The organism is Spongiibacter sp., from assembly GCF_041602295.1.
In the GTDB taxonomy this organism is placed as follows: Bacteria; Pseudomonadota; Gammaproteobacteria; order Pseudomonadales; family Spongiibacteraceae; genus Spongiibacter.
Genome location: NZ_JBFIGO010000007.1, coordinates 23,188 through 41,835 on the forward strand (window position 1 = coordinate 23,188; position 18,648 = coordinate 41,835).

Consider the following 18,648-nt stretch of genomic DNA (forward strand, 5'->3'; position numbering starts at 1 on the left):
TTGTAGCAGGCCCGAGACCCCGCAGGAGAGCGAGATGAGGATTACCCCATCTCGCTTTTTTGCACGCGTATTTTCCTCTGTGGTTCCCTGGTTGTCGTTCCGGCTGTTGCCGGCGGTGACTCTCGGCCGCAAGTCTGATCCAGGAGGTTATCTTGACGGTTACAGCCATACTCGCCCTAGAAGACGGCAGTATTTTTCGGGGCGTTGCGATCGGTGCGCACGGGCATTCGGTAGGCGAGGTCGTTTTCAATACCGCCATGACCGGGTATCAGGAGATTCTTACCGATCCCTCCTATGCGCGTCAGATCGTGACGCTGACTTATCCCCATATCGGTAATACCGGTGTTAACAGCGAAGACGAAGAGGCTGCCGAAATTTGGTCGGCCGGCTTGGTGATTCGTGATCTGCCGCTGATGGCCAGCAGTTTCCGCAGCGAGCAGAGCCTGTCTGACTACCTGCGCGAGCGCAATATTGTCGGCATTGCCGAAATCGATACCCGTCGTCTGACGCGTATTTTGCGCGACAAGGGTGCCCAAGGGGGCTGCCTGTTGGCCGGCGATGCTCTCGGCAGTGACGATGAGGCGAAGGCACTGGAATTGGCCCGGGGCTTTGGTGGCCTCAAGGGCATGGATCTCGCCAAGGAAGTCACCACCGCCGAGCGCTACGAGTGGCGCGAAGGCAGCTGGGCGCTGGGCGAAGGTCACAAGGTGTTTGGTGACGAGCAGTTGCCTCACCACGTGGTTGCTTATGACTTTGGCGTAAAACGCAATATTTTGCGCATGTTGGCCGATCGCGGCTGCCGTTTGGCGGTTGTGCCGGCGACCACGCCCGCTGCCGACGTGTTGGCGATGAAGCCCGATGGCGTGTTCCTGTCCAACGGCCCCGGTGACCCGGAGCCCTGTGACTACGCGATCGCCGCCATCAAAGAAATTGTCGCGGCCGGTTTGCCGGTGTTTGGCATCTGCCTTGGCCACCAGCTGTTGTCGCTGGCCTCGGGCGCCAAGACGGTGAAGATGAAGTTCGGTCATCACGGTGCCAACCACCCGGTGCAGGACCTGGCCAGCAAGGTGGTGCATATTACCAGTCAGAACCACGGTTTTGCCGTAGACGAAGACAGCCTGCCGGCCACGCTGACGGTGACCCACAAGTCGCTGTTTGACGGCTCCCTGCAGGGTGTGGAGCGCAGCGATGCGCCGGCATTTGGCTTCCAGGGCCACCCTGAAGCCAGCCCGGGGCCGCACGATATTGCGCCCTTGTTTGATCACTTTATTGAGTTAATTCAGGCCCAAAAGGCCGGTTGAGAATTTCGGATTGCGTCCTGCGCATGCGGGCGTCGCAGGTTGCGGCCCCGTCAGCGTAAAGCGGAGACATCATGCCCAAAAGAACCGACATAGAATCCATTCTGATCCTTGGTGCTGGTCCGATCGTTATCGGCCAGGCTTGTGAGTTTGACTACTCTGGCGCCCAGGCCTGTAAGGCGCTGCGCGAAGAGGGATACCGGGTCATCCTGGTAAACTCTAACCCCGCGACCATCATGACCGACCCGGCGATGGCCGACGCCACCTATATTGAGCCGGTGACCTGGCAGACGGTGGCGAAGATTATTGAGAAAGAGCGCCCCGATGTGTTGCTGCCGACCATGGGTGGCCAGACGGCGCTGAACTGCGCTCTGGATCTTGATCGCGAGGGTGTGCTGGAAAAGTACGGCGTCGAAATGATTGGCGCCAAGAAAGAAGCGATCGACATGGCGGAAGATCGCCAGCTGTTCGACAAGGCGATGAAGCGCATCGGCTTGGAGACGCCGCGTTCAGCCATAGCCCACAGCATGGAAGAAGCTCTGCAGGTGCTGGACTCGATCGGCTTCCCGGCGATTATTCGCCCCTCGTTCACCATGGGTGGCAGCGGCGGCGGTATTGCCTACAACAAAGAAGAGTACGTGGAGATCTGTACTCGCGGTCTGGATCTGTCGCCGACTAACGAGCTGTTGATCGATGAAAGCCTGATCGGCTGGAAAGAGTTCGAGATGGAGGTGGTGCGCGATCGCAATGATAACTGCATCATTATCTGTGCGATTGAGAATTTTGACCCGATGGGCGTGCACACCGGTGACTCCATCACCGTGGCGCCGGCGCAAACGCTGACCGATAAAGAATACCAGATCATGCGTAACGCCTCTTGCGCGGTACTGCGTGAGATCGGTGTGGAAACCGGTGGCTCCAATGTTCAGTTTGGTATGAATCCGCAAGACGGTCGTCTGGTGGTGATCGAGATGAACCCGCGGGTATCGCGCTCCTCGGCGCTGGCGTCGAAGGCCACCGGCTTCCCGATTGCCAAGGTGGCGGCCAAGCTGGCGGTTGGCTACACCCTGGACGAACTGCAAAACGATATTACTGGCGGTGCCACGCCGGCGTCGTTCGAGCCGAGCATCGACTATGTCGTGACCAAGCTGCCGCGCTTTACCTTTGAGAAGTTTGGCGAGGCGCAGTCCAAGCTGCACACCCAGATGAAGTCGGTGGGCGAGGTGATGGCGATTGGCCGCACCTTCCAAGAGTCGGTGCAGAAAGCCTTGCGCGGTCTGGAAGTGGGCTCGTCGGGCTTTGAACACAAGATCGATGTGGATCGCGACGATGCCCGCGATATTTTGATTGCCGAGCTGACGAATCCCGGCCCCGAGCGTATTTGGTATGTGGCGGATGCTTTCCGCGCTGGAATGACGGTAGAGGAGGTCTACGAGCACTCGTGGATTGACCCCTGGTTCCTGGTGCAGATCGAAGACATTGTGAAGTCGGAAAACGCCCTGAAGAAAGTCGCGCTGTCGGATATCGATGCCGAGCAGATGCGTCGTCTGAAGCGCAAGGGCTTTAGCGATCAGCGCCTGTCGGTGCTGTTGGCGGTCAGTGAGCGCCAGCTGCGCGGCCGTCGTCACGCCCTGGGTGTGCACCCGGTGTATAAGCGCGTCGATACCTGTGCGGCAGAATTTGCCACCTCAACCGCTTATATGTACTCCACTTACGAGGAGGAGTGCGAGGCGCAGCCCAGCGATCGCGAGAAGATTTTGGTTATTGGCGGCGGCCCCAACCGTATCGGTCAGGGCATCGAGTTTGACTACTGCTGTGTGCACGCCGCGCTGGCCATGCGCGAAGACGGTTACGAGACCATTATGGTCAACTGTAACCCCGAGACCGTGTCCACCGATTACGATATTTCCGACAGGCTGTATTTCGAGCCCATCACCCTGGAAGACGTGCTGGAAATCGTCGCCAAGGAGAAGCCCAAGGGGGTGATCGTGCAATTTGGCGGACAGACGCCATTGAAGCTGGCGCGCGACCTCGAGGCGGCGGGCGTGCCGATTATTGGCACCAGCCCGGAAGCGATTGACCGCGCAGAAGACCGCGAGCGCTTCCAGCAGATGATTGAGCGCCTGAACCTGAAGCAGCCGCCGAACACTACGGTGCGCTCGGAAGAGGCCGCACTGGCCGCCGCCGCAAAAATTGGCTATCCGCTGGTGGTTCGCCCGTCCTATGTGTTGGGTGGTCGGGCCATGGAGATTGTTTACAAAGAGGAAGAGCTGGAGCGCTACATGCGCGAAGCGGTGAAGGTGTCGAATGAGTCACCGGTGCTGCTGGACCACTTCCTGAACGCCGCGGTTGAGGTCGACCTCGATGCGGTGTCCGACGGCAAGCAGGTGGTGATCGGTGCCATTATGCAGCACATCGAACAAGCCGGCGTGCATTCGGGCGACTCGGCCTGCTCACTGCCGCCGTACTCACTGGATGCCGACACCCAGGATAAGATGCGCGAAATGGTCAAGCGCATGGCTCTGGAGTTGGGCGTGGTCGGCCTGATGAATGTGCAGCTGGCGGTGCAGGATGGCGAGATCTATGTGATCGAGGTCAATCCTCGCGCGTCGCGCACCGTGCCCTTTGTGTCCAAGTGTATCGGCATCTCATTGGCTAAGGTGGCTGCGCGCTGTATGGCGGGCACCAGTCTGGCGGATCAGGATTTCACTGTAGAGCGGGTTCCTGATTACTACTCGGTGAAAGAGGCGGTATTCCCGTTCAACAAGTTCCCCGGTGTCGACCCGATTCTCGGCCCCGAGATGAAGTCCACTGGCGAAGTGATGGGCTTGGGCGAGAGTTTTGCCGAGGCCTTTTCCAAGGCGGCGCGCGGTGCGGGTGAGTTCTTCCCGACCGAGGGCACGGCGTTTATTTCGGTGCGCGACCCGGACAAGCAGGGTGTGGTGGCAGTTGCCCAGCAGCTGTTGGAGCAGGGCTTTGAGCTCTGCGCCACGCGGGGTACCCACAAGGTGTTGGCGGCGGCCGGACTGAAGTGTCAGCGTGTGAACAAGGTGATGGAAGGTCGCCCGCATATTGTTGATATGGTGAAAAACGGCGATATCGACCTGATTATTAATACGACAGAAGGCAAGCAGGCGATTGCTGACTCTTCGTTGATTCGGCGCTCGGCGCTGGCCAATAAAGTCAGCTACACCACTACCCTGGCGGGGGCTGAGGCAATTTGCCAGGCGCTGGCTTTTGGTGAGGAGCGCACAGTGCGTCGTCTGCAGGATGTGCACAAGGAGCTGGTAAAATGAGTCAGCAAACACCGATGACTGTGGCGGGCGAGCAGGCGCTGCGCGATGAATTGAAGCGCTTGAAAACCGTCGATCGCCCGCGCATTACCCAGTCGATTGCCGAGGCGCGTGAGCACGGCGACTTGAAAGAAAACGCTGAATACCACGCTGCCCGCGAGCAGCAGGGCTTTTGCGAAGGCCGTATTCAGGAGATTGAGAGCAAACTGTCTAATGTGCGGGTGATTGATATCACCAGCATCCCCTATACCGGCAAGGTGATTTTCGGCACCACGGTTACGCTGATTAACTGCGAGACTGACGAAGAGGTGACTTACCGCATCGTCGGAGAGGATGAGGCGGATGTGAAGTCGGGGAAGATCTCCGTAACGTCACCAATTGCCCGTGCGCTGATCGGCAAGGAAGAGGGTGATGTGGCAGTGGTCGCGGCGCCGGGCGGTGATGTTGAATACGAAATCGACCAGGTTCAGCACTTGGCTGAGTGAGGTTTTTGCTGCGCGCGGGTTTGGCTTAGCCGCGCAGCAAATTTGATAGCCGGGGATTGGGTTTTTTGGCGGCGCGGTAGATCAGTGCTATTTTGCCAATTGCCTGTACCAGTTGGGCGCGTCGGCCCTCGCAGAGCTGATCAATCAGCTTTCGGCGCTCGCCGGGATCGGCGATGTTGACCTTCACCTTGATCAATTCGTGGTCCTCTAGGGCCCGCTCCAATTCCAGTTCCACGCCTTCGCTCAGGCCTCGGTCGCCGATCATTACGACAGGATTTAGTTTGTGGCCGATGCTGCGCAAGTGTTTTTTGTCGCTGGCGGTCATTGATTTCATGGTTTTCGGACTGTATCGGTTTGCGGGAGCGGTATTGTACGGGAAAGGTATACTGTTAGCGATACACCTGCGCGCCGTCAGCTCGGCGCCGGTCGCAAAAAGGGGTTAGAACATTGGCAAAACGATCATCGTCCAGCGGCGCCTGGTTGAAAGAGCATTTTGATGACCACTATGTGAAGCGTTCCCAAAAGGAGGGCTATCGTTCTCGGGCCTGCTATAAGTTGTTGGAAATACAGGAAAAAGATCGCCTGATTAAGCCTGGTATGTGTGTTGTCGATCTCGGTTGTGCGCCGGGTGGCTGGTCGCAGGTGGCGGCGCAGCTGGTGGGCGACCGCGGTCGCGTAGTGGCCTCGGATATTTTGCCGATGGATACCCTGGCTGGGGTGGAGTTTATTCAGGGCGATTTTACCGAGCAGTCGGTGTTCGATGCGCTGCTGGCCGCATTGGGGGATCAGCGCGCCGACCTTGTAATTTCGGATATGGCCCCCAATATGAGTGGGGTGAAAGATGTTGATCAGCCGCGTTCAATGTATCTTTGTGAGTTGGCGCTGGATATGGCGGGTCAAGTGCTCCGCCCCGGCGGCGATTACGTAACCAAGATATTTCAAGGCGAGGGTTTCGACGAGTACTTTCGGGAAATGCGCAGTCATTTTGATAAGGTCATTACCCGCAAGCCTGCGGCGTCGCGGCCCCGTTCTCGTGAGGTTTACCTGCTGGGGCGCGGTCACCGCGGCTGATCGGGGCCTGCCTACTGCGCCATTTGTAAATGGAGGGCGCGGAATTTCTGTAGTAGAGTGGAGGCTAGGGCTTTGCGCCTAGCCATTATCCGGCTCTGCGCAGTTTGCGATATGAGGATCGGTTTTTGAACGACATGGCTAAAAATTTACTGTTGTGGCTGGTTATCGCCGCGGTGCTGCTGACGGTGTTTAATAATTTCAGTGTGCAGTCGCCCACTGAGCAGCTCAACTACTCTCAGTTTATCTCTGAAGTGCAGAGTGAACGCGTCCGCAAGGTGGTGATCGACGGCTTGGTGATTAGCGGTGAGCGCAATGACAGCAGCCGTTTCGAGACGGTGCGGCCGCTATTGGACGATCCCAAGTTGATTGATGACCTACTGCAGCATGATGTGGTTGTGGAGGGGCGCAAGCCGGAGCAGCAGAGTCTGTGGACGCAGTTGTTGGTTGCCAGCTTTCCGATACTGATCATTCTCGCCATTTTTATGTTCTTTATGCGGCAGATGCAGGGCGGTGCCGGGGGCGGTAAAGGCGGCCCGATGGCCTTTGGTAAAAGCAAGGCGCGGCTGCTCAGTGAAGATCAGATCAAGACCACTTTTGCCGATGTTGCCGGTGTCGATGAGGCCAAGGAGGATGTGCAGGAACTGGTCGAGTTTTTGCGCGACCCGGGCAAGTTTCAGCGCTTGGGTGGTCGTATCCCTCGCGGCGTGTTGATGGTTGGTCCCCCTGGTACCGGTAAGACGCTGCTGGCTAAAGCCATCGCGGGTGAAGCGAAGGTGCCGTTCTTCTCGATTTCTGGCTCTGATTTTGTTGAGATGTTTGTCGGGGTCGGTGCCTCGCGGGTGCGCGACATGTTTGAGCAGGCCAAGAAACAGGCGCCCTGTATTATTTTTATCGATGAGATCGACGCTGTGGGTCGCCACCGCGGCGCCGGTATGGGTGGTGGTCACGATGAGCGTGAGCAAACCCTCAACCAATTGTTGGTGGAAATGGACGGCTTTGAGGTGAATGACGGTGTTATCGTTATCGCTGCGACCAACCGTCCCGATGTTCTCGATCCGGCCTTGCTGCGCCCCGGTCGCTTCGACCGCCAGGTGGTGGTGGGCTTGCCTGATATTCGCGGTCGCGAGCAAATTTTGAAGGTGCATATGCGCAAGCTGCCGCTGGGCGACGACGTCGATGCGGCGGTAATCGCGCGCGGTACACCGGGATTCTCCGGTGCTGATTTGGCTAATTTGGCCAATGAAGCGGCGCTGTTTGCGGCGCGTGCCAATTTGCGCCTAGTGAGCATGGAGCAGTTTGATCTCGCCAAAGACAAAATTATGATGGGCGCTGAGCGCAAGTCGATGGTGATGTCGGAAAAAGAGAAGCTTAATACCGCCTACCACGAGGCGGGCCACGCAATTGTTGGTCGCGTGGTGCCCGAGCACGACCCGGTGTACAAGGTCAGTATTATTCCTCGTGGTCGCGCCTTAGGTGTGACCATGTTCCTGCCTGAAGAGGATCGCTACAGCCTCAGTCGCCGACACATCATCAGTCAGATCTGCTCGCTATTTGGTGGTCGTATCGCCGAGGAAATTACTTTGGGGGCAGATGGCGTCACCACCGGTGCATCCAATGATATTCAGCGGGCGACCGATATTGCGCGTAAAATGGTGACCAAGTGGGGGCTGTCGGAGAAGATGGGCCCGCTGATGTACGACGATGCTGACGAAGAGGTGTTTTTGGGGCGTTCCGCGGCGCAGCCTGGTAAGGGTGTGTCGGGTGAAACGGCCCGGCAAATCGATGAGGAAGTTCGCCGTATTATCGATGAATGCTACGCCAAGGCTCAGGCAATCCTTGAGGAAAATCGCGGCAAATTGGATGTCATGGCTGAAGCCCTGATGATGTACGAGACTATCGATGCCAAGCAGATCGATGACATCATGGCCGGGCGCAAGCCGCGCCGTCCCGCGGGTTGGGATGACGATCAAAACCGTCGTGGCGGCCAGTCACGCCCCGTTGATGAGGTCGACGAGCAGCCTCAGACGCCGCCCAAGCGCGGCCCTGAAGATCCCTTTGTGGACTCGGTTAGCGACCACTAAAATTCTATGGCTACATATAGTCCCTCGGTATCGCCACAGCTCCGCTGTGGCGATCGTGTTTTAGACCTGTCTACCCCCCAGCTAATGGCCGTGATAAACGTTACGCCAGATTCGTTTTCGGACGGCGGTCGTTTTCATCGTGCGGGCCGAGTGCAGTTGGATGCCGTGTTGCTTCAGGTGGAGCGGGCGTTGGCCGACGGCGCCACCTTGATCGACGTGGGTGGGGAGTCGACCCGTCCCGGGGCCGCGCCGGTTGCCGGGTCGGAGGAGTTAGACCGGGTGTTGCCTGTCGTCGCGGCGGTGGCCGAGCGTTTTGATACGGTGATTTCGGTAGATACCAGTTCCGCGGCGCTGATGCGCGAGTCGGCGAAAGTGGGTGCTGGTTTGATTAATGATGTGCGCGCACTGACTCGCGAAGGAGCCCTGCAGGCTGCGGCAGAGTCGGGGCTGCCAGTTTGCTTGATGCATATGTGCGGCGAGCCGGGGGTGATGCAGCGCCGGCCTTATTACGATGATGTGGTGGGCGAGGTTGAGGGCTTTTTGCGCGAGCGGGTGGCTGCTTGTGCCGCCGCAGGAATTGCCGCGGATCGTATTGTGTTGGATCCCGGCTTTGGTTTTGGTAAAAATCTCACGCATAATTTGCGGCTGTTTTCCCAGCTGCCGGCACTGTGTGCGCTGGGTTACCCCGTGCTGGTCGGGGTGTCGCGGAAAACGATGGTCGGAGAGATTACCGGTCGGCCTGTTGAACAGCGGATGCCGGGGAGTGTTGCGCTGGCGGCGCTCGCCGCTGAGCGCGGTGCGGCGATAGTGCGCGCCCATGATGTGCGTGAGACGGCCGATGCATTGGCAGTGGTTGCTGCATTAAAAGGATTCTGATGATGGCAAGAAAATATTTTGGTACCGACGGCGTGCGCGGTCGGGTGGGGGAGTTTCCGATTACACCGGAGTTTGTGCTCAAGCTCGGTTGGGCGGTTGGTCAGGTATTCGCTCGCGAGGGGCGCAGTCGGGTACTGATTGGCAAGGATACGCGTATCTCCGGTTATATGTTTGAGTCGGCGCTGGAGGCGGGTTTGGTTGCCGCCGGTGTTGATGTCAGTCTGCTCGGTCCTATGCCGACGCCGGCCATTGCCTATCTGACGCGGACCTTTAAGGGGCGGGCGGGGATCGTTATCAGTGCCAGCCACAACCCGTATTACGACAATGGGATTAAGTTCTTCTCCGCCGAGGGCAGCAAGTTGCCTGACGAACTTGAGGCGGCCATTGAGGAGGCGATGGATCTGCCGATGACCACCGTGGGTTCTTCTGGTTTGGGTAAAGTGCAGCGTATTGATGATGCTGCCGGTCGCTACATTGAATATTGCAAGTCAACCGTCGGTTTTGAGCTGTCACTGGCCGGTATGAAGTTGGTGCTGGATTGCGCTCACGGCGCGACTTACCACGTCGCTCCCGCGGTGTTTGGCGAGCTGGGCGCGGAAGTGGTGGTAATGGGCGCGGCGCCGGACGGTGTGAATATCAACGCCGAGGTCGGCTCTACCCACCCCGATGCGCTGTGCCGCCGGGTGGTGGAAGAGGGGGCTGATCTGGGAATAGCCTTCGATGGCGATGGTGATCGCGTGTTGTTTGTCGACTGCGACGGCCAGTTGGTCGATGGCGATGAGTTGCTGTATATCATTGCTGCCGAGCAGCAGCGGCGCACGGGCAGCTGCTCCGGGGTGGTGGGCACGCTGATGTCTAATCTCGGTCTGGAGTTGGCGCTTCAGGACTTGGGTATTCCCTTTGTGCGGGCCAAGGTGGGCGATCGCTATGTCAAAGAGCAGATGAATGCGCACGGTTTTTCCCTGGGAGGGGAGAACTCCGGTCATATTATCTGTGCGGACGTCAGTACTACCGGTGACGGCATTGTTGCGGCCTTGCAGGTGCTGACGGCCGTGTGTGGCCGGGGGGAGAGTTTGGCTGCGCTGCGCGCCCCTCTGCGGATGTTGCCGCAGATCATGATTAATGTCCGTACGGCGGCAGCGGTAGATTTGATGAATGCCGAGTTGCAAGCTGGTGTCGCCGCTGTTGAAAGTGAGCTGGGTGACGAGGGGCGGGTATTGTTGCGCGCTTCGGGCACTGAGCCGCTGATTAGGGTGATGGTAGAGGGGCGCGACCGCCGGCAGGTTTTGGAATTGTGTGAGCGCCTGGCGGGCTGTGTTGAAAGCCTGGCAGGCTGATGTTGTATGTGCCTATAAGTTTATGTAAGATTGGCGCCCATTTTGCGCTAAGGGAAATGGTATGCGTAGCAAGCTGGTAGCTGGGAACTGGAAAATGCACGGTAGCCGTGCGGCTATCAGTGATTTGCTGGCGGCCCTGAAGGCCGAACTGCCCTCGGAGCCGCGGGTCGATATAGCGGTATTCCCCAGTGCGGTATACCTTGCCGACACGCGGTCATTGTTAAGTGGTAGTCCTGTCGCGATCGGTGCGCAGAATGTTTGCGAGAAACCGGGTGAGGGTGCCTATACCGGTGAAGTGTCGGCGCAAATGCTGGCGGATATTGGTTGTCGGTATGTGATCGTTGGTCACTCGGAGCGCCGTGCGATGTATGGCGAAAGCAGCGAGCTGGTCGCGAGCAAGGTGAAATGTGTGCTCGATGCCGGGCTGCTGCCGATCCTCTGTGTCGGTGAGTCTGAGGCTGATCGGGACGCGGGGCGCACGCTGGAAGTTGTTGCTGAGCAAATTCAGGCGGTGTTCGATTTGTTGCCGGTGTCGGAATTGGCTTCGTTGATAGTTGCCTATGAGCCCGTTTGGGCGATTGGCACGGGGAAGACGGCAACGCCGGCGCAGGCTCAGGAAGTGCACGCGTTTATCCGCGGCTTGGTCGCTGAGCGCAGTACAGAGTTGGCCGCCGGGATAAGAATTCTCTACGGCGGTAGTGTGAAGGCGGCAAATGCTGCTGAGCTTTTTAGCCAAGCTGATATCGATGGCGGCTTGGTCGGTGGCGCATCATTGAATGCGCAGGAATTTTCCGCAATTTGTCGGGCGGCGGAGTAAATGGAACAAATTATATTAATTGTGCACGTGCTGGCGGCGTTGGCCATTATTGGTCTGATCTTGGTTCAGCAGGGAAAGGGTGCCGATATGGGTGCTTCTTTTGGTGCGGGTGCGTCGCAGACATTGTTTGGCAGTGACGGTAGTGGTAATGTGCTGACCCGCGCGACCGCGGTCCTGGCAACGCTGTTTTTTGTCACGAGTCTGTCCCTGGCTTATGTGGCCAAGCAGCGCAGTGTTGCCAGTGACGATATTATTGACGTCCCTGTTCTTGAGGAGAGTCGCGAGGTTGCGCCGATCCCTGATCAGGAGATCCCTGTTGCGCCGGCGGTATCGGATGTGCCGATGGCTGAGGGCGGTGACCTGCCTGAGGGGCGGTAAGAATAAGCCGAAGTGGTGGAATTGGTAGACACGCTATCTTGAGGGGGTAGTGAGCTTAGCTCGTGCGGGTTCAAGTCCCGCCTTCGGCACCAAATTGAAGAAGGGGTCTGTTGTACAGGCCCCTTTTTTGTTGGCGTGATTTTTGGCCCGGTGCGGCTTGTGGTTGGGGTGGGGTTATCGGCGGCGCGGCTGCGAATAGCGTCTGCTGATCTTGACCTTCGGGGAGTGACTGTCTATAATTTCGCCTCCTTGGAGCAGGTCGGCTCAGAGCGCGGCGAGCATTAGCCGGTCTGATGCGTAGGGCGACTTGCTTGATGTTAGTGGAAGTTTTTTAAAAAGCCCCTTACGCAGGGGCTTTTTCGTATCGCCCAGGTGTGGTTTTAAGGCGGTCGACAGGGAATTTCGATGGTGGGCCTTGGGCCCATTTTTTATTGGTGGGTAGGAAATTTGTCAGCACAGAGCGACAAGCTTGAAGAACTGTTGAGACCGGGTGTTGAGGCGCTGGGTTTTGAGTTGTGGGGGATTGACTACCAATCTCACGCACGGCGCAGCATGCTGCGTATCTATATTGATGCCGAGGCGGGTATTTCGGTGGATGACTGCGCGAAGGTGAGTCACCAAGTTAGTGGCGTGCTGGACGTGGAAGATCCGATTACTGGTGAATACACTCTCGAAGTGTCGTCGCCGGGGATGGACCGCCCTTTATACCACTTGTCGCAGTACGCCCAGTTTATCGGCAGTGATATCAACATTCGTTTACGTATTGCCTTTGAAGGGCGGCGTAAATTTCTTGGGCGTTTGGTGGCGATAGAGGGTGACGAGGTGGTGGTCCAGCTCGACGGACACGAATACCTGCTGCCCTTTGATCAGATTGATAGAGCACAGATCGTTCCCCGTTTTTAGGGAGCGATTAACCATAACAGCCGGCTACGGAATAGAGGCGGACGATGAGTAAAGAAATATTGCTGGTAGTTGAAGCAGTATCCAACGAAAAAGGCGTGTCCAAGGACATTATCTTTGAAGCGATGGAACAGGCTTTGGCCACTGCGACAAAAAAGCGCTACGAGGAAGATTCGGATATCCGCGTTGTGATTGATCGCCTGACCGGTGATTACGAGACCTTCCGTCGTTGGGAAGTTATGCCCGATGATGAGATGGCGTTGCTGGGTACTCAGTTCACACTTGAAGAGGCCCATGAGCATAATGCCGAGCTAAAAGCCGGCGATGTTTATGAAGAGCAGATTGAAAATGTGGGTTTCGGGCGCATTTCTGCTCAGACTGCCAAACAGGTGATCGTGCAAAAAGTGCGTGAAGCTGAGCGTGCTCAGGTGGTTGAGGAATACTCACACCGCGTTGGTGAGTTGATTAATGGCACAGTGAAGAAAGTGACCCGCGACAGCATTATTGTCGATCTGGGAAATAATGCCGAAGCGCTGTTGCCCCGCGAGGAGCTGGTGGGTCGCGAAGTGTTCCGTATTAATGATCGGGTGCGGGCCATTTTGCAAGATGTGCGCCCGGAGGCAAGAGGTCCCCAGTTGTTCCTCAGTCGCGCCTGCTCAGCAATGCTGATTGAGCTGTTTAAGATTGAAGTGCCGGAAGTGTCCGAGGACGTTATCGAGATTCGCGCTGCAGCGCGCGATCCGGGTTCACGGGCCAAGATTGCGGTGAAAACTAATGATGGCCGTATCGATCCCATTGGCGCCTGTGTTGGTATGCGCGGTTCGCGTGTTCAGGCGGTGTCCGGTGAGCTGGGTAACGAGCGTGTCGACATTATCTTGTGGGACGATAATCCCGCGCAGCTGGTTATCAATGCGATGGCGCCCGCTGAAGTGGAATCTATTGTTGTTGATGAAGATACGCACACCATGGATGTTGGTGTTGCCGAAGACAACCTGGCGCAAGCTATTGGTCGCGCCGGCCAGAATGTGCGCTTAGCCAGTGAGCTGACCACGTGGGCGATCAACGTGATGAGCGTTGAAGAAATGGCGGCCAAGCACGAGCAGGAGTCAGGCCAGGTTATCGAGTCCTTTATGGAAAGCCTGGATATTGATGAAGATGTAGCTGAAGTGCTGGTAGAGGAAGGTTTTACCACGCTGGAAGAAGTTGCTTACGTGCCGTTGGAAGAAATGATGGCTATTGAGGGCTTTGACGAGGATATTGCGCACGAGCTGCGTGCGCGCGCGAAGGATGCCTTGTTGACCCAGGCGATCGCAAGTGAAGAACAACTAGATGCTGTCGAGCCAGCAGAAGACCTGCTGACGATGGATGGCATGGAGAAACACCTTGCGTTCATCCTTGCTAGCCGCGGCATTGTAACGATGGAAGATCTGGCTGAACAAGCCGTTGAAGATCTTCTCGATATTGAAGATATGACTGAAGAGCGGGCTGCTGAGTTGATTATGACCGCCCGTGCCCCCTGGTTTGCCGACGAAGACGAATCAGCAAGCTAAGCGAGTCGTACAGTTTAGGGAGATAATGAATGGCTGAAGTTACCGTGAGCCAGCTAGCCGAAGTTGTTGGCGCACCTGTGGAGCGTCTGCTTAGGCAAATGAAGGAAGCCGGTTTGTCACACAGCTCGGCGGACCAAAGTGTGTCCGATGAAGACAAGCAAACTCTGCTCACCTTTCTAAAGCGCAGCCACGGTGAATCCACCGAGGGGCCGCGCAAGATAACCTTAAAGCGTAAAACAATCAGTACTCTGAAAACGGGTTCTGGCGCTGGTAAAAAGACCGTGAATATCGAGGTGCGTAAAAAACGGACCTATGTGAAGCGCGATCCGGCCGAAATGGCCGCTGAGGCCGAGGCTGAAGAGGCGGCGCGCGCCGCGTTGGAGGCGGCAGAACAAGCAAACGTCGTGGACAGCGAGCCAGAGCAAGTGGCTCAGCCGGAAGCTGCGGCTGAAGTTGTGGCTGAAAAAGTGCCGGAACCGGAGGCCGAGCCCGAGGTTGTTGAGCCCGCTGTGGAAGAGCTTGCCGAGGTCGTTGCGGACGAGCCCGACGCTGAACCTGAAGTCGCCAGTGAGCCAGAAGTTGTCGCCGAAGAGCCGGCACCTGCGCCTGCGCCGATTATCCAGGATGAGTACGTTGAGGAGAAGCCTGAAGAGGAAGATCTCCGTGATGTCGACCCTGAAATTCTTCGTCAGCGCGCAATTTTGCGCCGTAAGGAAGAAGAGCAGCGTGAGAAAGAGCGCCGCGCGGCCGTACTGGCGGATAAAAAACGCGAGGAAGAAGAGCGCGAGCGCAAGCGCAAGGAGCGCGCCGCAGTTGTCGATGACAAAAAGCCGGCGGGTCCGCGCCACCTGCGTGCTGCTCCGACGAGCGACAACGATCACTCAAAGGGCAAGAAAGGTAAAAAAGGTAAAGGCCGTCGCGACGAATTCGATAATGATCGCGGAGCTGGTCGCCGTAAGAAAAAGACGCTGAAGTTACCTGAAGATCAGCAGCGCCACGCCTTCCAGGCGCCGACCGAGAAGATCGTTTACGAGGTGTCTATCGGTGAAACCAGCAGTGCCGGTGAACTGGCGCAGCAGATGAAGGTGAAGGCTGCCGAAGTCATCAAGGAATTGATGAAAATGGGCATGATGGTCACCATCAACCAGCCACTGGACCAGGAAACGGCCCAGCTGATTGTTGAAGAGATGGGGCATAAGGTTAAGTTTGTTTCTGACGATGCTGTCGAAGAAGCGTTGGAAGAAACACTGGTTGCACAGACGGGTGATGGCACCTTGAAGCCGCGGGCGCCAGTGGTGACGGTAATGGGTCACGTCGATCACGGTAAAACCTCGCTGCTTGATTATATTCGCAAGGCTAAAGTTGCCAGTGGTGAGGCCGGCGGTATTACCCAGCATATAGGTGCCTACCACGTCGAAACCGGCCACGGCATGATTACTTTCCTGGATACCCCGGGTCACGCGGCGTTTACCGCCATGCGCGCGCGCGGTGCCAAGAGTACGGATATTGTTATTCTGGTGGTGGCTGCCGACGATGGTGTTATGCCGCAAACGGAAGAGGCAATTGCCCATGCCCGCGCCGCAGAAGTGCCGCTGGTAGTTGCGGTTAATAAAATGGATAAAGAGGGGGCCGACCCCGAGCGCGTTAAAAATGAGCTCTCTCAGAAAGAAGTGATTTCTGAAGAATGGGGCGGCGATACGCAGTTCTGTTATGTGTCAGCGCACAGTGGCGATGGTATTGATACCTTGCTCGACGCAATCTTGCTGCAGGCCGAGTTGCTTGAGCTGAAAGCGGCTGAAGACGTTCCTGCGCAAGGTATGGTTATTGAGTCGCGGCTTGACAAGGGTCGGGGTGCGGTTGCCTCTGTATTGGTTCAGCAGGGTACCCTCAAGCAGGGCGATATCGTGTTGGCTGGGCAGTGTTCTGGTCGTGTGCGCGCCATGCTGGATGAGAATGGCCAGCCAGTGAAAGAAGCTGGCCCTTCTATCCCGGTTGAAATTCTGGGTCTTGATGGCACGCCGGAAGCGGGCGATGGCTTTGTCGTTGTTGAAAATGACAAGCGCGCTCGTGAAGTGGCCGATTTCCGACAGGTGCGCGAGCGCGAGCAGCGTATCAAGCGTCAGCAGGCTGCGAAACTCGACCGCATGTTCGAAAGCATGGAAGCCGGTGACCGCAAGACGCTGAATGTGGTGCTCAAGGCCGATGTGCGCGGTTCGCTCGAGGCGATTCAGGCCTCATTGCTGGATCTCGGCAACGACGAGGTCAAAGTAAACATCGTCACCGGTGGTGTCGGTGGTATCACTGAGTCTGATGTGAACCTGGCGATGACCTCCGAGTCGGTGATGTTCGGCTTTAATGTGCGCGCCGATGGCAGTGCCCGCAAGCTTGCCGAAAGTGAAGGTGTGGATTTGCGTTACTACAGCGTGATCTACGATCTGATCGACGACGTGAAATCTGCGCTTAGCGGCATGCTCAGCCCGGAAATGCGCGAAGAGATTGTCGGTATTGCCGAAGTCCGCGATGTGTTCCGTTCGCCGAAGTTTGGCGATATCGCTGGCTGTATGGTGGTAGAGGGCACGGTGTATCGCAGCAAGCCAATTCGTGTACTGCGCGACGACGTGGTGATTTACGAAGGCGAGTTGGAATCCTTGCGCCGCTTTAAAGACGATGCCAGTGAAGTGAAAAATGGCATGGAGTGCGGTATCGGCGTGAAGAACTACAAAGATGTTCGTCCCGGCGATAAGATCGAAGTGTTTGAGGTGAAAGAAATTGCCCGCACACTGTAATTTGGCGCCGCAGCGAGGTTCGTGCCAATGAAGGAATTCAGTCGCACGGCCCGCATTGCCGATTTTCTCAAGCGCGAGCTGGGCACCTTGATCCAGCTTGAATTGCGCGATCCACGGATTGGCATGGTCAGCGTGACCGATGCCGAAGTGAGTCGCGACTTGAGCCACGCCAAAATTTACGTGACGGTGATGGGCAAGGACTCGGCGGAAGAGGCTGCAGAGGCACTGGCGGCCTTAAACAAGGCTGCGGGCTATTTGCGCAGCCATATCGCCAAAGTGAACAATGCCCGTACTACGCCACAGCTGCGGTTTTTCTACGATGCGTCTATCGATCGCGGTCAGCGCCTCAGTGCGTTGATCCAGCGGGCGGTGGATTCGGATCGCAGCCGTCAGGCAGACAATGACGACGAGGCCTGAGTTTGGGTCGTCGTCGCAAAGGCCGCGCAGTTAGCGGCATTCTCATTTTGGATAAGCCTCTCGAGCGCAGTTCAAATTCTGCCATGATTGTCGCGCGAGCGATTTACAAGGCGGCAAAAGCTGGGCATACGGGGGCTTTGGACCCTTTGGCCAGTGGTGTGTTGCCGATTTGTTTTGGCGAGGCCACCAAGTTTTCGCAATACCTCCTCGATGCCGATAAAGTCTATCGCTGTAGCGTGGTGTTCGGTGAGCGCCGCAGCACCGGTGATGCAGAGGGTGAGGTGATTGCAGAATGCGATACCAGTGCTTTGTGCGCGGCCGATATCGAGGCCGCCCTGCCGGCGTTTCGCGGAGATATCCTGCAGGTGCCGCCGATGCACTCGGCGCTAAAGCGGGACGGCAAGCCGCTGTATGAGCTGGCGCGCAGGGGGCTGGAGGTTGAGCGAGAGGCGCGGCCAGTAAGGATTTCGCGGTTTGACATGGAAAGCTTTGCGCCAGGCCCGCGCGCCGAGGCGAGCTTTTTGGTGCACTGCAGCAAGGGTACCTATATTCGTTCGCTGGCCGAGGACTTGGGGGCGGCTCTGGGTGTGGGGGCGTATGTGTCGGCGTTGCGGCGATTGCAGGCCGGGCCTTTTGTTGAATCGCAGGCGCTGAATTTTGATGATTTGCAGCCGTTGCGTGACCGTGAGGCCTTTGCGGAGTTGGATGCCTTGCTGCTGCCGGTGGATTCGGCGCTGGGGCACTTGCCGGCGGCTGAGTTAGGTGCTGCGGCGGCGGATTTTTTACGCCAGGGACAGCCGGTTTTTGTGCCGCGCCTGCCCAGCGGCGAGCGGTTCCGGCTGTATGGCCCGGGCGATACAGCCGCGGAATTTATCGGTGTTGGTGAATTGTTGGACGATGGTCGCCTTGCGCCTCGTCGTTTGCTGGCAAATATGTGATAATGCGCCGCTGGTTTGGCCTTGTGGCTCAAGCCGCGGTACCAGAAGAAGGCACAGCCTTCCGAACCTGTCTGTAGATATGCACGGTCAGGCTCGATTATTGATGCATATCAGAAGAGGAAAATGTTATGGCACTGTCTGCCGCTGAGAAAGCTGAAGTTGTAAAAGAGTACCAAACTGCCGAGGGCGATACCGGTTCACCGGAAGTCCAGGTTGCCCTGTTGACTGTTAATATCAACAAGCTGCAAGGCCACTTTGAAGGCCACAAAAAAGATCACCACTCACGTCGTGGTTTGATCCGCATGGTAAACCAGCGCCGTAAACTGCTGGACTACCTGAAACGCAAAGACCAAGATCGCTACAGCAAACTGATTAAAAGTTTGGGTCTGCGTCGCTAAAAAAAGAAAAAGTGGGGGGGCCT

The 18,648-nt window shown here is 57.2% G+C and carries 16 protein-coding genes and 1 tRNA gene; 16 read left to right on the forward strand and 1 reads right to left on the reverse strand.

The window, feature by feature from the left end; genetic code table 11:
* Positions 1-152: 152 nt before the first annotated feature.
* The 3 genes from carA (at position 153) to greA (ending at position 5,076) form a co-directional block, all read left to right on the forward strand.
* Entirely contained in the window at positions 153-1,301 is a 1,149-nt protein-coding gene (carA, locus tag ABYM29_RS02545; RefSeq protein WP_372861720.1) for a glutamine-hydrolyzing carbamoyl-phosphate synthase small subunit, read from the forward strand.
* Positions 1,302-1,372: 71 nt separating this feature from the next.
* The gene (gene carB / locus ABYM29_RS02550; protein ID WP_372861723.1) at positions 1,373-4,594 is read left to right on the forward strand and encodes a carbamoyl-phosphate synthase large subunit; all 3,222 of its coding nucleotides are present in this window, start codon (positions 1,373-1,375) and stop codon (positions 4,592-4,594) included.
* Positions 4,591-5,076 (forward strand): transcription elongation factor GreA, encoded by a 486-nt coding sequence (gene greA, locus ABYM29_RS02555; protein WP_372861724.1) that lies wholly within the window; start codon positions 4,591-4,593, stop codon positions 5,074-5,076. The genes carB and greA overlap by 4 nt, the downstream gene beginning before the upstream one ends.
* Positions 5,077-5,101: 25 nt before the next feature.
* Here the strand turns inward: greA and ABYM29_RS02560 are convergent, their stop codons facing one another.
* The gene (locus tag ABYM29_RS02560) at positions 5,102-5,410 is read right to left on the reverse strand and encodes a YhbY family RNA-binding protein (RefSeq protein ID WP_372861727.1); all 309 of its coding nucleotides are present in this window, start codon (positions 5,408-5,410) and stop codon (positions 5,102-5,104) included.
* A gap of 113 nt (positions 5,411-5,523) precedes the next feature.
* Here ABYM29_RS02560 and rlmE point away from each other — a divergent pair, with 113 nt between their 5' ends.
* The 13 genes from rlmE (at position 5,524) to rpsO (ending at position 18,625) form a co-directional block, all read left to right on the forward strand.
* A complete protein-coding gene (gene rlmE / locus ABYM29_RS02565; RefSeq protein ID WP_372861729.1) occupies positions 5,524-6,147 on the forward strand; it encodes a 23S rRNA (uridine(2552)-2'-O)-methyltransferase RlmE in 624 nt (207 codons plus the stop codon).
* Between the two features lie 134 nt (positions 6,148-6,281).
* On the forward strand, positions 6,282-8,228 hold the full coding sequence (gene ftsH / locus ABYM29_RS02570; protein WP_372861823.1) for an ATP-dependent zinc metalloprotease FtsH: 1,947 nt from the start codon (positions 6,282-6,284) through the stop codon (positions 8,226-8,228).
* A gap of 6 nt (positions 8,229-8,234) precedes the next feature.
* Positions 8,235-9,104, forward strand: coding sequence for a dihydropteroate synthase (gene folP / locus ABYM29_RS02575; RefSeq protein WP_372861731.1), 870 nt, complete (start codon positions 8,235-8,237; stop codon positions 9,102-9,104).
* A 2-nt stretch (positions 9,105-9,106) separates the two neighbouring features.
* Positions 9,107-10,441 (forward strand): phosphoglucosamine mutase, encoded by a 1,335-nt coding sequence (gene glmM / locus ABYM29_RS02580; RefSeq protein WP_372861824.1) that lies wholly within the window; start codon positions 9,107-9,109, stop codon positions 10,439-10,441.
* 61 nt (positions 10,442-10,502) lie between these two features.
* Positions 10,503-11,258 carry a triose-phosphate isomerase gene (gene tpiA / locus ABYM29_RS02585; protein WP_372861734.1) on the forward strand — a complete coding sequence of 252 codons (756 nt, stop codon included), beginning with the start codon at positions 10,503-10,505 and terminating at the stop codon, positions 11,256-11,258.
* Positions 11,259-11,636 (forward strand): preprotein translocase subunit SecG, encoded by a 378-nt coding sequence (gene secG, locus ABYM29_RS02590; protein ID WP_372861737.1) that lies wholly within the window; start codon positions 11,259-11,261, stop codon positions 11,634-11,636.
* 6 nt (positions 11,637-11,642) lie between these two features.
* A tRNA-Leu gene (locus tag ABYM29_RS02595) sits at positions 11,643-11,728 on the forward strand.
* A gap of 355 nt (positions 11,729-12,083) precedes the next feature.
* Positions 12,084-12,539: a ribosome maturation factor RimP gene (gene rimP, locus ABYM29_RS02600; RefSeq protein ID WP_372861739.1), complete on the forward strand. Its 456-nt coding sequence runs from the start codon at positions 12,084-12,086 to the stop codon at positions 12,537-12,539.
* A 44-nt stretch (positions 12,540-12,583) separates the two neighbouring features.
* The gene (nusA, locus tag ABYM29_RS02605; RefSeq protein ID WP_372861742.1) at positions 12,584-14,086 is read left to right on the forward strand and encodes a transcription termination factor NusA; all 1,503 of its coding nucleotides are present in this window, start codon (positions 12,584-12,586) and stop codon (positions 14,084-14,086) included.
* A 29-nt stretch (positions 14,087-14,115) separates the two neighbouring features.
* Positions 14,116-16,872, forward strand: a complete 2,757-nt coding sequence (gene infB, locus ABYM29_RS02610) for a translation initiation factor IF-2 (RefSeq protein ID WP_372861744.1) — start codon at positions 14,116-14,118, stop codon at positions 16,870-16,872.
* Between the two features lie 27 nt (positions 16,873-16,899).
* Positions 16,900-17,289, forward strand: a complete 390-nt coding sequence (rbfA, locus tag ABYM29_RS02615; RefSeq protein ID WP_372861746.1) for a 30S ribosome-binding factor RbfA — start codon at positions 16,900-16,902, stop codon at positions 17,287-17,289.
* 2 nt (positions 17,290-17,291) lie between these two features.
* Entirely contained in the window at positions 17,292-18,227 is a 936-nt protein-coding gene (gene truB, locus ABYM29_RS02620; RefSeq protein ID WP_372861749.1) for a tRNA pseudouridine(55) synthase TruB, read from the forward strand.
* A 128-nt stretch (positions 18,228-18,355) separates the two neighbouring features.
* On the forward strand, positions 18,356-18,625 hold the full coding sequence (rpsO, locus tag ABYM29_RS02625) for a 30S ribosomal protein S15 (RefSeq protein ID WP_372861752.1): 270 nt from the start codon (positions 18,356-18,358) through the stop codon (positions 18,623-18,625).
* Positions 18,626-18,648 lie beyond the last annotated feature (23 nt).